Annotated in this window: 1 protein-coding gene (only partly in view); it reads right to left on the bottom strand. The window is 71.8% G+C overall.

Features of this window, described 5'->3' with window-relative positions; genetic code table 11:
• Positions 1-15,448, bottom strand: partial view of a hypothetical protein gene (locus JQS43_RS02880; protein WP_239679599.1) — the 5' portion only. It extends 12,704 nt beyond the left edge of the window; only the first 15,448 of its 28,152 coding nucleotides appear in the window; the start codon lies at positions 15,446-15,448; the stop codon falls past the left edge of the window.

The following is a 15,448-nucleotide window of genomic DNA, read 5'->3' as shown; positions in this document are numbered from 1 at the left end:
CCCGCAGCTCCAGCCGGGGCGCCGACGTCTCCCGATCCAGCACCATCCGGGTACGGACACCCGGCCCCGCTCCGCCCGAGTCGACGGTCGCTGTCCCGAGTAGATGGCGGAGCAGGTCCTGGACATACTCCGGGCGGTGGGCGCTGCCGAGCAGGTGGGCCAGCGCCGGCGCCTGCGACTCGGCGAGCGCGCTCACCGTCGGCATGGCCGAGGCCAGCGCCGCTGCGTCCCCGACCCGGTCGTTGAGTGACTCCCATTGCTGCTGCTGGCTGAGCTCGCCGACCGGCGCCGCGCCGGACCGCAGCTGGGCCACCCGGACCAGCCGGTCTGCCGCAGTCGCGACATTGAGCACCGCCTCCACCTGGCCGGCCAGCTCGGCCCATCGCCGCAGCGCCGTGTCGACGCGCTCCCGCGCTTCGGCCAGCGCGGTCGTCGCCGCGTCACTCTCGCCCTGCCCCCTGGCGTCGAGGAAGCCGTTCAGCGCGGTCCAGAGTGGGCCACGGGCCTCGGCCACCGCCGCGACCGCGTCCCGGACCGCGGTCGCTCCCTCGATCGCGGCGCCGGCGAGCGCGAACGCCTCCCCGGCGAGTTCGGCCAGCGCCGCATCTGCGCCAGCGGCGCGGGCCACCTCGTCGAGCGCCTGCCAGGTCTCCTGCAGTGACTTCTCCAGTTGCTGCGCGGCGGCGGCAGCACCCTTCACCGCGCTGCCGTTCCGGGACCCGGCCAGCCACAGCGCACCCGGCCGTCCGGGCAACCCTCGCAGCCGCTGCCGTAGCTCCGCGACCGCCACCGGCGCCGGCCGCGGCGGGCCAGCCAAGGGCGATGGTGCGGCCGCAGCGGCAGCATCCGCGGTGCTCGTGGCAGGCGGGACGGCGGCATCGGCCGGGGCCGGCCCGATCGCCGGTGGGCCCGGCGCCGGCAGCACTGGCTGGAAGTGGTCGGCCGTCGACAGCAACGTGGCCCCGGAAGTGGGATCGCCGTAGCCGGCGACGGTCGACTCGCCCGACGGGTCCACCACCGTCAGGTGCAGCTGGTTCACCGCCGCCACCAGCGTCGGCAACGAGGCGTACATGTCGTGGCCGAGCGCGCCGCCGCTGTCGAGCGCCGCCAGCGCCTCGTACCGTTGCTTGGTGCTGGTCAGCTTGGGCAGCAGCGACCAGAGTGGACGATCGACCGCTGGGGCGGTGAGCTCCGCCCGCAGCGCCGACACCAGCGCGGCCCGCAGCGCCCGCGGCAGCGCGGCACGCTCCTCCGCCACCCCCACCCGGGCGGCGAGGGCATCCCGCTGCGCCTCCGGCAAGGACTGCACGATCGCCTCAAAGGCCGCGTCCGGTCCGGGCGCGAGCCACTGGGTACGCCGGTCCGCCTCGTCGAGCCAGCGCTGCTGCTGCCGGCTCGGCGCGTTCGGGTCGCCGACCGAGCGGGCGATGTCCTCCTGCACCAGGTCACCGGTGAACCGGGCGCCCGGGAGCTGGTTCGCCACCCACGCCGCGTGGGGCGCGCCCCATTGCTCCAGCGCGGCGGCGATCTGGGCCCGGTCGGCCGCGTCGAGCGGTGCCACTCCCCGGGCGCGGCGGTCCATCGGTGCGCCGTGGTAGTAGCGGTCGATGATCCGGGTCACCGTATCCGCTCGCCGTTCGCGGCCCGGGGCTCCGGTCGGGTCCGCCGGTGACCCGGCGAGCGCCGAAACGGCATCGGCCTGGGCCGGTCGCAGCGCCACCGCCGCCGCCAACCAGTCCGGGTCCGCCTCCAGCAGCACCCGACGTTGTCCACTGTCGAGCAGACCGAGCCGCAGCGCCATGTCGCCGGCGAGCCCTACCATCAGCTGGAGCTCCCGCGGGGTCAGCGCCGCGGCGTCGCCACCGTCGAGCAGCCCCGCGGAGCCGAGCAGCCGCCGGAACGATGCCAGGTCACGCGGGCTCTCCGTGAACCCGAAGAGCGGAGCCAGCGTGGCCAGGTCCGTCGGTGCGCTGCCTGCCTCGCCGAACAGCTGCCGCTCGGTCCACCGGCCCTCGGAGACCGCCTGATAGAGCTCACTGCGCTGCTCCCGCCACCGGGCCTGCTCCGCCTCGGTCGCCGCCGCCAGCCGGGTCTGCCGGTCCGCGCCGGCGGCGTCGTCGGCCGGGTCCAGCTCTCCCAGCACCCGGTCGACGTCGACGCCGGCCCGGGCCGCGCGGACCACCGCCAGATCGCGCTCGGCGGCGAGCAGGATCTCCACCGGTACGCCCCGCTCGATCGCCTGCTGATGCCAGGCCGGCAGGTCCAACCGCCGCTGCACCGCCGCCTCGAAGGCGTCGGAGCCCAGCGAACCCAGGTCGTGCGCGAGTCCTCGATCCGCCTCGTAGCGGTGCCACCCACCGTCCGGGGCGATCCGGTACGGCACGGTGCTGCCGTCGGGATGGGTGATCTGGAGGGTCACCCCGGCCTCCATCTCCCACGCCACCTCCCGGACGGTCTTCAGCAGGTCTCCGGTCTGCCGCGGCAGATACTCGGCGAGCGTGGCTACCGGGGCGTCCTCCTCCCCGGTCCGCTCGTTGACCGCCTGCTCGACCGCGACCATCTCGGTGACGATCTGCTCGACCCCGTCGGTCAGCGCGCGCCAATGCTCCAGCACCAGCTCGTGGTCCGCGTGCGCCTGGTCACGGTGCTGCCGGGCGGCCGGGGTGTCGGCCGCGGCGACCGCCGCCTCGGCCTCCGCCAGCCGCTGCCGAGCGGCCCGCAGCCACGGCACCCACTCCTGGATCGCCCGCAGCTCGTCCCGGGCCACGGTGACCAGCAGCTCGGTCCCCCGGCCACCGAGGCCCGCGTGATCCGACATCGGCGGCACCCGGGCCGCCAACGCGTCCAGCTCGGCGCTTAGCTCCCTGGCCATCAGGGAGAACCCGTCCACCACATCCCAGGAGAAGTTGAGCAGCTCGCCCGGCGGCAGGTCGCTCGCCGCCGCGGCGCGGACCGCCTGGGCGATCCCTTCGGCGGGCAGCCTGAGGTTGTCGCTCGGCTGTGGCCTCGCCGCGGCGAGCAGCTCACTGACGTCGAACACCTGGCCCTCCCGGGCCTGCGCCCGTAGCAGCCGCGCGAAGGAGTCCGGGTCGAGCAGGTCACCGTCGTTTAGCGCGGCCGTCCAGTCCCAGGGCTGGTTCTCCGCCAGCTGCCGGCGCAGCTCCGGCAGGTCCCGCTCATAGATCCGGAGATAGATGTCGTCGTGGTCGCGGCCGCTGCGGACCGCGGTCTGTTCCGGGTCCGCGAGCGGGACGCCGTCGATGTCCTCATGGGCCACCCGGACCAGGAAATCTGCCGAGTACCGGAGCCGGACCTCCCTCACCGGACCGGTCTCTTTGCTCGTCATCTCCCGCCGCTGGCCGCTCTGCGCACTGTTGCCCATGCTGGCCTGCTCCACGGCCCCCACGGTGACCCCGGCCACGCTGACCGAGCCGTCGACCGGCACCGAGCGGGCACGGCCACTGTTCGCTGCGCCGACCCACTGGTAGCGCGGGATGATCCCGGTGCCCATGTTCGCCGGCAACGGTCGCAGCTCTTCGAGCGTGAATGACAGCCGGACCGCTGCGTCCACCCTGGTCAGTGGATCGCTGGGCAGGTGGTTACCCGGGATCGCGTCGTACCCCACCTCGCTGGCCATCCGATCGAGGTTGGCCGGGTTGGCGTCGCCCGACAGATTCTGGGTGACCACCGGTCGGAGCTCCTCGGCGCGGGCGCTGCCGAGCGCCTCGGTGAGCGTGGCCATCAGCCCATCGCGCAGCCGCTGCCCCTCGACCACATCCACCCCGAACCGGGACGGCAGCCGCCGTAGGCTACGCAGATCCCGCCAACCATCCAACGGATCGGCCGGTAGCTCCGTCTTATCCGGCGCGGTCGCCAGATCCCGGGGCACCTGCAGCCCGAGATCGTACTGGAAGGTCATTTCGCGGCGCGCCGAGAGGAAGTCGGCGAGTCGCTTGTTCACCCAGCGCCCACGGGGCCCATACCGGCGGACCTCGATGGTGTACTCGATCGGCACCCGCAGCGTGGTGGTGCCGCTCCAGTTGGTCTGAGTACGGATCATGGTGCGCTGCTGGTTGCTTTCGGTCGACATGCTCCAGCCCTGGCCGGACGACAGCTCGCCGTGCCAGCTGGCGCCCGCGTCCGTGCGGCGGGAGATCCCGGCCACCTGGATCTGCTGCCGGTAGCGGTAATCCTGCATCTCCAGCCCGCCGACGCCCTCGCCGACCACCCGGGGATCGCCCACTATCCTCGCCCGGCCGACCACCTCCACCCGTTCGGTGACGAATGGCCACCGGGCCAGCATTCGCCGGGCCAGCCGGGGCATCCGACCGGTCAGGGCTTCGGGTCGCGCGCTCACCGGCACATCGGCGCCGGTGATCAGATGCCCGTCGGTGCTGTCGAGCGCATCGTCCAACGTCGCCCGGATGCCGGCGTCCCGGGTCTCGACGTGGATACCGGACTCCAGACCCGGCATCAGCCCGATCCCGGCCGGCCCCTCCGAGGTAGTCCCGTGCAGCGCGCCCCGCCGCACGCTCTCGATCATCTTCGCGACCGCCCGGTCCGCGTACTCTCTGGCGACCTCCCGCTCGCGGGGGTCGCTGTGGGGATCCTGGCTCCGTTCCAGCACCCGCACCAGATCGATCGCCTCCACCGCGCTGAACCCCAGCCCCTGCCGCCGCTGCAGATACTCAGGCAGCTGCCGCGCCTGGTCCTTCGGCGGCGCGAGGGGGTGGTCGGCGACCAGCTGCCGGAGCACCGGCACCGCCTCCGACAGCTCGGCGAACGGGTTCGGCCGGGTCAACCCGCTGCGGCGGTACTCACTCGGGTCGTACTGGGCGAGCGCATGGTCGAGCAGCGCCCGGTAAGGCGTGTCGCCGTCGGCGGCCACGGTGCTCTCCACCAGCCGGCGGGCGGCGGTCGCCGCCACGGTCCGTTTCAGCAGCAGGTCGCCGGCGCGCCACCGCTGCAGCGAGGTGGCGACCTCGTGGGCCGGCAGCTTCAACAGACCCTTCGAGTAGGCGTCCATCGCCTCCGCCTCGGCCAACAGCCAGGTCACCCACCGGTCACCGACCTTGCTCGAGGCCGGGTCACCGCCGGTGTAGTCGACCGTCACCTCATACGTCAGCGCGGTGCGGAAGTGGAAGCGACGTTCCTTCTCGAAGCTCAGCGGCAGCCGCTCCCGCCCAAAGATCCGGCCGACCGTCTCCGCGGTCGAGCGCCCCCACGACTGTCCTCCAGAGAGCAGCGAGAAGAGGTTACCGCTGGCGTTGCCGCCCGGACTGCGGGAGAAGGAGCTGAAGACCGACCTGAGCGCGAAGGTGAACCGACCGGTGACCCCGACGTCGATGGTCCCGAGCAGATCGGTGTGTCCGGTGGTGGCCCGCACGTGCACACCCAGTTGCCGCCGCTTGCCGACGCCGGCCTCGAAGAGCTGATCGTTCCCGATCCCTCGGTGCGAGCGCATGCCGTCGTCGGTCAGCGACTCGCCGAACTTGGCCCACAAGTTGTCCACACTGGTCAGCGCGCCGATCGCATCCCGGAGCGTCCCTCGGCCGCCACCGGTCTTGGTGACGCCACGCTTCGGGAGCAGGTCCAGCGCGGCCGCTGTCATCCCGCTGGCGTTCAACGAGGTGATGGTGGCGGTGTTGTAGTCGAAAAGGTCCGCGGAGGTGCCGAGCTCCGCCGGGTCACGCTGCTCGATCGGGGCGCCGCGCTCGTCGCCGAGCTCGGCGCCGGCGACCCGGGTCGCGTCCGCCGGGTCGGTCAGGAAGCCGGCCGGGACGGAGATCTCCGAGCCGCCGTCGAAGGTCAGCTCCCGCGGCGCTGCCTCCGGTGCGTGAATCTCCACCCGCAGCCGGTGCGGCACCCAGAAATCCGCCATCTCGGTCTCGTGCTCGCGGGAGGTGCCGGCCCGTACCGGATCCACGAACGGCCCGTGCTCAAAGAGCTGGACCGCGTTGCGGCGGTTGGCGACGGCGTAGCTGGCCGACGCGGGCCGGCCGTAGCCGCCACCGCCGCCGAACCAGCCCCGGAACCCCTCGCCGCTCGCGTTGCCGGCCACCGCGCGGCTGCCGCCGGTCTTGTGGGCGACCGCGCTACTGTCGATGATCAGGTGTACGTCGTCCTTGGCAGCGCTGAAAGGCCGGGGGGTCGCCTGGCCGGTCAGCATATCCAGGTGGACGGTGACCCTCACCTCTTCGACTTCGTGACTCGGCGCGTACGGCCGCAGTCGCTTCAGAGTCACTTCGATAAAATTCTGTGCCAAGTTGTCGTACCGGGTCTGCAGGCTTGCCGCGGTCAACTGCCGCTCCAACAGGAGCAGATTCTCGGCCTGCAGCGCGCGGGCCGACCGCCACCGGGCCCGCTGCTCGGTGGTCGCGTCGCTCGGCAACGACGGTGACTCGGCGGGCAACAACCCCATCCCGGTCAACTCCGCACGCAGCCGTTCGAACAGGAGATACTCGTCCGAGGCCGCTAACCGCTGATCGGCGCCCTCCGCCACGACGGTGAAGTCCCGGACCATGCCGACGCCGACGCCGACGCCGGTCCCGTCGGGCCCGGCGAGAAAGTCGGGGAAGCTCGGCGACTGCCCGGTCGCGGAGTCACCCGTCGCCGTCTCTTCGGTCTGGCGCGGCGTCTCGCCACGCAGCTGGGTCGAGCCGTCGGCCTGCTCCGTGACCGCGTCGCGCGCGACCGGTAGACCGTACCGGTATGCCTCGCCCTCGGCCATCACCGTCACCATCGTGCCGAAGACCTGCCGCTGCGCGAGGTGCTCCCCGCTGCCGGAGAAGATGTTCAGTTCGTGCCGGACCCCCGGCTCACCACGCTCCCCTTGCCAGAGGTGGATCTGGTTCCACGCCCGGTGCTTGTCCACCTTGACACGGATCGCGGTGTTGTCCGCCTCCAGACCGGTGCTGGAGCTGGTGGAGCTCGTGGCACCCAAGCCCGCCCGGAAGACTTTTTCGTTGCCGACCCCACCGCTCAGGCTCTGCTCGGAGCCCTGCGCGATGTCGGTGCTACCACCGACCCGACTGTGCGTGACCCCGACCTGCTCCAGGCGGAACTCGTCGGTGGCAGCCCCGACCGGCAGAACCTGCTCCCGAATCGGGGTGATGCTGTGCCGCAGATAGGCGACCATCTCACCGTTGGGCCCCCAGATCGGGATCTCGTATCCGTGCCGGGACTTCGCGGGCGTGCTGAAGGTGGAGTCCAGTGACCAGAAGTGGCCCCGGAGATCGTTTCGGATGTCGTCGGTGATGGCGATCCCGCGCTCGCGCAGCACGGCGACCGTCTCGGCGAGCAGCTGCTCCTTGCGGTCCATATCCAGGACCATCCGATGCGGCAGATGGCTCGCCGGCGGTAATTCGCCGGCAACCGTCACCGTCTCCGACGCCCGTTCGTAGAGGATGCTGGGCACCGCCTTCAACAGCGTTTCCCGGCCACTGACGATCAGCTGGGGCGGACCCATCGCCTGATCCGCCGCGCCGGCCTGGTCGAGCATCGTCACCAGCCAGGTCGCTCGCCCAAACTCGGTCGGTTGCGCCGGCCCCCGGTTAGCGACGACCCCGAACGACACCTCCGCGTACTGGCGGCCAACCATGGTCTGCGCGAACTGGGCCCACCCCGCCCACCCCGCCCGGGCGGAGACCAGACCCAACGTCAACATCCGCAGTGGGTCGAACCCGCCGCTGATGGAGCCCTTACCCGCCCGGGACACCTCGCCAAGTCGACCAAAGTGTGCCTGCCCCATGTTGGCGTGGATCCCCTCGTGCGGATTCACCTCAGACAACACCCGGCGGGCTTCTTCCAACGTCAACCGGATATGCACCTGTCGCTTGTTCATCCGCCCGAAGGTGTAGACCATGCCCTGCTCGGAGACGACATTGCGGTACTTGTCCACCAACATCTCGTGCAGCTCGAACGGGTCCAGCTGCTGGTCTACATTCGAGTCGGCGAGCAGCTGGTTGAGTCCGTCGGTCAGCTTCCGAAGTTGCGGCAACTTCTCCATCGGCACACCCATCAGTGCGGCCGCCCGCAGGTTGGCCAGCGGCAGCTCCTGGGACTCTCCAGGCGGCGCGGCGGCCGGCGCTGCCGGGCCCGACGAGTGCGCGAGCGCCTCGATGTCGGCGGGGACGGCGGCTGGCCCGGCGTCCCGGGCGATCGCCCGCGCCGCTAGCCACTCGGCGCGGTCCGCCGCCGCGGTCAACCCACCCGGGTCGCGAATCGCCGCACTCGCTGACTGGATCCCGTTAGTGGTCTGCCGAATCAGGGCCAATGCGAGCTGCCCGACCGTCGCCTCATCGTCGAGCCGCACCTGCAGCGTGGGCACCGGTTCGCCGGCCTGCCACACCAGCCGGCCACGAGTAGGTGAGTCGTTCGGGCCGGCCACCATCCGCTCAGCCAGCTCGGCGATCGCCGCCGCCACCGCCGGCAGGGTGAGCGGGCCAGCGGTGGTCTCGCCGCTCTGCAGCGCAAACACCACACTAGCGGCGTGGTGCTGCGCCAGCGCCACGATCCGCTCCCGGTGGTCCGCCAGGGTCTCCCCGGTGACCACCGTGCCCAGCTCGGCCAGCTCCTCGGCGTACCGGGCCGCCGAACCGTCCGCGGCCGCGGAGCGCTCGATCGGTTGCCCGTCGACATCCACCCGGGTCACCACCCGATGACCCACGCCGTCGGTCTGCAGTAACGCGACCCGCACCCCGGCGCCCTCGGCCACCAGCTGCGCCACCTGCGCCGGGTCCACCTGATGGTAGGGGTTCGGGAGCGGAAGCATGGTCTCCGCGTGCCGGACCAGCAGTGCCCACTGGCGGTACTCATCCTGGGCCGCTTCGACCGCCTGGGCCAAGGTCGCTTCGGCCGCGGTCACTGCGGTGGCGTCCGGCGCCGGCTGCTGCCCTACCAGCTCCTCGTACGCCCGCTCGGCCCGCCACAATCCTTCCCGCGCCTCGGCCAGCGCTTCGCCGCGCACCCGGAGCGCCTGGATCAGTCGGTCGTGCCGCGCGGCGAGGTCGGCGTCGAGTCCATCGAGGACATCTGGCATCTCGGCGAGCCGGGCGCCCACGGGGTCGGCGGCCAGCTGCAGGTAACCCCCTGCTTGCTCGTCACCCAGCTCGGCGAGGATCGCCGCCGCCACCGCCTCGGTGCCGCCCGGATTCGCTGCCGCCAGCTCCGAGAGCGACATCACTGGCTGCTGTCCGGGCGCGGCAGCCGAGGCCGGCTCAGCTGGTCGGCTGACCGCCGAGCCGCCGCCCGACGAGGTCGACCCGTTGGGCTGGGAGACCACCAGGTCGCCGTGGGTCGCCAGCGCCCGCTGCACGATCAACGCCGCCGCCATCCCCGCCTGCCGCCCCACCGGCAGCTCGGAGGCGATCTCGACCCGTCCCGGGCTGATCCGCGCCGACCCGGCCGGCAGATCGTCGGCGGCAACGATCTGGACGGTGGCGCTGCTGCCGTTGACCGACACCTGCAGCGAACCGTCCGGGTGCAGCTCGATCCGGTCGACGCCCTGGAGCATCCCGGTCATCGCGAGCTCCGGCAACCGGTGCCGCAGCGCGGTGACCGCCTCGGGCTGCCGGCTGGTCGAGGCCCCGGGCATCACCTCGGTCCGCAGCACCACCGAGGTCGAGGCACCTTCCAGGTGAGACGGTCCGATCGGCCGCTCCCCGGCCGGCACCGGATAGTGTGCGACGTCCCCTTGGCCGTCGGTCACCTGGAGCGTCACCGGTCCACCGGCGACCGCCGCCACCGCCGCCGCCTCCGCCCGCAGCTCCGCCACGGTACGCAACCGCGGCTCCACCAGCCGGGTGACGCTACGGGTCAACGGCGCTCCCGCCGCCTGCAGCTGCTGTTCTTCCGTACGCAGCGCCGAGAGCACGCCGCTGGTGTCGGCGACCGCCGCCGCCCACTGGCTACGAGCCGCCGAGTCGGTCGGATCCTGGGCTAGGGCGGCGCTGGATTCTCGGATGCTGGTCAACCACTTTCGGGCGCTGGCCACCGCCGCCTCGTTGGCGCGGCCGAACCCTTGACCGGCGAGCTCCGCCGCGGCCGCCGCCACCTGGTCGGCCAGCTCCCGATACTGCTCCCGCAGGTGTTGGTGTGGTTCGCTGAGCAGCAGCACCGGCCCGGATTCGGCGCCCGCAGCGAACCGTGCCCCGACCGGCTGGCCGCTGGCGGCGGCCTCCGAGAGCAGGGCATCCAGCCGTCGCACCGACCGGTAGCCCTCGCCGTCATCGGCGATCCACAGCCGGGTTACCTCACCGTCCTCCTGCACCTGGTGCAGCAGCACCCGGGCACCCTGCGCCTGCGCCAGTTCCCGCACCAGCGCGACGGGCGCTTCGGGCGCCGACGGCAGTGGCGGCGGATCGCTGACCGGCGACGGCACCGCCCACCCGGCCTGCTGCGCCAACTGCCGCGCCTGGCGTAGATCGGCGGCCATCACCTCCCGCTGCGACACCGCCCGCCGCCAATCCGCGGCAGCCTGCGCGATCTCCGCCGCAGCGCCCCGACTCTGCGCCGCCGCCAGCAGGTCGCTGCTGTTCAGAATCCGCTCCGCTGCTCCCCGGGCACCGGCGACCGCGCCAAGCAGTCCATCCGAGACGGTGGCGCCGGTCAGCAACTGGTCGTGCAGGCTCCGCTCCAGCGACTCAGCCGCCCTCGTCACCCGCTCCGCGTACGCCCGATGCGCCGCGACGGTGGCCTCCGGCGGCACGGTGGCGAGCTCCAGCACCGTGTCGGGCGGCAGCTGGTCGAACGCCTCGCGCACGTCACTCTCGTCGTCCGGACGCACCAGCGCGGTCCGGCTCGGCTGCTCCCCGAGCCAGCCGGGCTCTACCGGCGCCCACCCGGGTGGCCGGGTGGGCGCCGTCGACGAGTCCGGGCCGGCATCCTGGTCCGCCGACGACTCGTGCGGCAGTCGGATCTGATCTAGCGCCGGCGGCGGATAGCGGCCGCCGTACCTGCGCAGTCGTTGTGGGAGGTCGGCGCCGGGCTCCGCGGCGGACTCGGTGGCCAGTTGCTGGCGGGCCGCCGCCCCCTCCGCGCTCAGCAGTCGCAGCTCGAACGGTTGCCGCAGGTCACCTTCTGCCGACGCCGGTACGAACCCGCGCACCAGCAGGCCCGGCACCCCATGACTCGACCAGGCGTCCACCGTCTCGGTCACCTCGAAGCGGCGGCTGGCCAAGGTGTCGATCACCACCTGCGCCTCGGCGGCGAAGCCGGTGTCCCCCGGCAACCGCACCAGGTAGCGGGCAGCGCGAGCCCCGTCGGGGCCGGCCACCGTCGGGGTAAGGCTGGGGTCGGCAGCCGCCGGCACCGGGTCGACCAACAGGTACGGGCGGTTCGCCGCGTCCGGCTGCCCCACCGCCGAGCGCACCGCCCGCGCCAACGATCCCGACTCCGAACTGTGCAGCAGCCGCAGCGCGCCGGAGTCGATCCGGCCCACCCCGTCCAGCACACCGGCCAGATACTGCAACGCTTGCGCAACCGCCGGACTGTCCCAACTCGGCGCCTCGGCCACGCCCGGCACCGTGACCTTCGCCGGACTGAGCTGCCACACCACCCCGTCCCGCTCCGCCAGCTCCGGCAGCGTCACCTGCGCCGGCCCCGGCTCCTGATCTGGTGCGAGCTCGAAGGCTATAGATACCTCACCATCCGCCATCGCGACCGGCACGGCGAACCCGGTCGGCACGCCACCCGCCCCACCGGTCGCCGCCGTATCCTCACTGCCCGCAGCACCAGCAGCATCCGAGGCATCCGAGGCATCCGAGGCATCCGAGGCATCCGCCGGCATCGTCACCGGGCCCTGCCGCTGCGCCTGCTGCACCGTCGTCAGCTGATCGCGGTTGACCACCCGGGACGGCGCGTCCCCGCCGGGGCGAGCCTGCTCCAGCGCCCGGAACCCGGTCTCCACCCGGTCCGCCAACTCCACCAGCCGGGCTGCCCGGTCACCCGGCAACCGCCCCGACACCACCACCCGCGCGACGCCCACCTGCCGCCACTGCCCATCCTCGAACCGCCACTGCCCCGGCACCACCGAGACCGCCTCATCCGCCTGCCCACTCACCTCCACGGTCACCGCGGTCGCGCCACCACCCTCGTGATAGGCCACCTTCACCCCCGTGTCCGCCTCCCCCGCCAGCGCCGTCACCGCACCATCGCCCACCCCCTCCTGCAGCCGCGACAACGCCTCCACCAACAACTCCGCCGCATCCGCCGTCGCCGCCACCGACCCGGCACCAGCCACACCCCACCCCTGCGGCACGCCCGACCACATATCCCCCTGCCGACCCACCCCCGCCACAAACCCCCGATTCGCCCCCACCCCGTGACCACTGACGACCGGCGGCGCCTCCCGCCCCACCGTCGCCATCGCCTGCCGCAGCTGCCCCGACACATCCCGCGCCATCTCCGCCAACCCCGCCCGCACCTGCCCCGACACCACCACCTGCGCCGCCGCCGTCTGCACCCACCCCGCCCCGGTGAACTCAAACACCCCCGGCCGCACAAACCACCGCCCCTCCGGCAACGACCGATCCACCCCGAACACCGTCTCCACCCGGCCACCACCCTCACCCCGCACAAACACCCGACCCGCCCCCTCACCACCGGCGCCACCGGCCAGCTCCACCACCCCGTGCTCCCGCAACCCCGCCAACACCTGCCCCACCGCCTGCTCCGCCGAATTGATCCCGGCCACCCCCGCCCCCTCACCAGCCACCCCACCCACCGTCAACTCCGCAAACGAACCCACCTCAACCCCCACCACCACCCCCCGACCATCCAACTGCAACACCAACGGCACCCCCGCAAACCGTCCCTGCACCAACCACCCATCGGCCACCGGCTTCCAATGCCCCACATCCCGAAACTCCCGCACCTGCGACACCACCGCATCCACCGCATCCGACACCCGCCCGTAATCCCAACCCACCACCTCCCGCAGATCCCCACCCCCCTGCACAATCCCCAACCGCTCCAACACCTGCCCCAACCCCCCACCCGCCGCCTGCTCCAACCCCGCCAACTGCTCCCGCGCATGCGCAAACAACCCATCCACCAACCCCTCCCGCCCCACCACCGACACATCCACACCCGACGGCGACCCGCCACCCACCCCGCCGAACCCACCCTCACCCGCCAGCACATCCCCCACCCGCGGACCACCACCATCCGCACCCACCCCACCAGACCCGCCATCAGCAGAACCAACACCAGCAGAACCAACACCAGCAGACCCACCATCAGCAGACCCGCCGCCGCTGGCCGCCTCACCCCCGGCGGCCTCAGCGGCACCGCTGGTAGACACACCACTACCGGGCGCGGCATCGCTGGTAGACACCTCACCGCCGGACCCGGCGTCACTGGACGCTTCGCTAACAGACTCACCACCAGCGGCCACACCACCGGTCGACGAACCACCCCCGACCGAGGAGTCGCTAGTGGATACGCCGTTGACATCGCCACCGTCGGAAGCCTCAGCAGCCGATGCACCACCCCGGGAAGACCCGTCACCGCCGCGGGCCACCTTGCTGGCTTCCCCACCCCCGGTAGCCGCACCGCTGCTGGCATCCGCGTCGCCGCCGGCCCGGCTACCCCCACCCGCATCACCGCTACTGCCACTGCCACTGCCACTGCCATTAGGAGCGTTCGCCCGGGCACCAGACCCGCCCGACGCATTGCCACCCGACGCATTGCCGCCAGCCGCGTTACTGCTACCCGCCGGCACGCCGCTGGCGGCGCTACCGCCGGCCGCGTTCGCCGCACCACCACCCGCCGCGCCACCAGCCGCCGCCTGACCCGAACCCGAACCGCCGCCCGCACCGCTGCCTGCCGCCTGAGTAGCCGCGTCACCATTCAACAAATCCGCAACCCACACACTGCTTACCCCGAACCGATCCGCCAACCCCGACACATCCGAACCAGACAACAAAAACCCGATATCCCCCAACGTCGCCCGCACATCCCCCAAACCCGCCTGCCCCACAAACCGCTCCCACACCCCACCCACCGCCCCCTGCCCCACCGCCTCCCAAAAATTCGACGCCCCACCCGCCCGCAACAAACTCGCAAACTCCTGATCCGTCAACAACGCCTGCAACCCATTCGCCCCCACAAACCCCAACCCACCACCCACCCCACCCATCACCGCCATCGGCAACGCCCCCGACGCAAACCCCAACGGCGCCCCACCCAACCCCGCACCCACCACCGCCACCGGCAACCCCACCCAATTCACCGAATACCCACCCACCCCCATCTGCTGCAACTGCGCCGCCGTCATCACCTCCTGCAACCCCCACCCCAACGCCCCAAACCGCAACGCCGACCGCCCCCCATACGCCAACACCCGACCCCCGATCTCCCCACCCACCGTCACCCCCCGACCCACCACCTCCGCCACCACCTGCCGCACCCACACATCCTCCGCACCCAACCGCGTCACCGGCCCCGCCCCCGACCGACCCGACAACTCCCACCGCACCAACGCCTCGACATCCCCCCGCGTATCCACATTCCGCAACCGCGCCACCGTCGCCGCATCCGCACCATTCCGCCGCGCCAGATCTACCACCTCCCGCTGCACCCGCGGCGCCGCATGCCGCGCCCCCACCTGCACCATCGACAACGGATTCGACCCCACATCCCGACCCACCGCCCGCACCCCCCGCCCCACCGCCCCACCCACCGACCGCCCCACCGACACCCCCACACCCCCCATCTCCCGCACCGCCTGACCAAACAACCCACCCCGAACCCCCGACGGCCCCGCCACCCGCGAAACATCCGACAAACTACTCCGCGCCGTCGCCGACATAATCCGCTGCAAAAACCCCTGCATCAACGCCCGAATCGCGGTCACCTTTCCCGCCATAGACGCCGCCGCCGCCACCAACGAAGCACCCAACGTAAAAAACGCCAACGCCAACGCCACCATCAACTCAAAAAGCATCAAAATAACCTGCGCCCGAAACGCCGCCTTCGCCTGCACCGTCTGCACCGTAAACTCGGTCACCTGCGTCGCCAACGCCTGCTGCGTCTGCGCCAAACCCGCCGCCGCCCGCGCCACCTCCTGCACCTGCTGCGAAAACACCTGCGGCGCACCATCACCCAACCACGTCACCTGAATATCCTGCGCCGCCTGCACCCCCGCCACCGCCACCTCCAAGGTGACCCGCGCCTCCTCCGCCCAAAACTCCGCCAACGCCTGCAACGAATACTCATCCGCCCGCGGATTCACACCCAACAACAACTGATACGTCTGCAACCCGAACGGCGGCACCGGGAAATTCCCAGTCGTCGCCGCCACCCCCACCAACGGCGACCCCGCAAACATCAAATAATTGAGCCACGCCGGCCCGTGCTCCGCCCACCAATCATTCAATGAACGAATACCGTCGTCGAACCCCTCAAGAAACTCCTGAATCGCGTAATCGACCTCATCGAACATCAC

Origin of the sequence: Natronosporangium hydrolyticum, assembly GCF_016925615.1 — a bacterium.
GTDB classification, from domain to species: Bacteria; Actinomycetota; Actinomycetes; order Mycobacteriales; family Micromonosporaceae; genus Natronosporangium; species Natronosporangium hydrolyticum.
The sequence above is the reverse complement of the archived record's forward strand: the minus strand, read 5'-3'. Positions and strand labels throughout refer to the sequence as shown.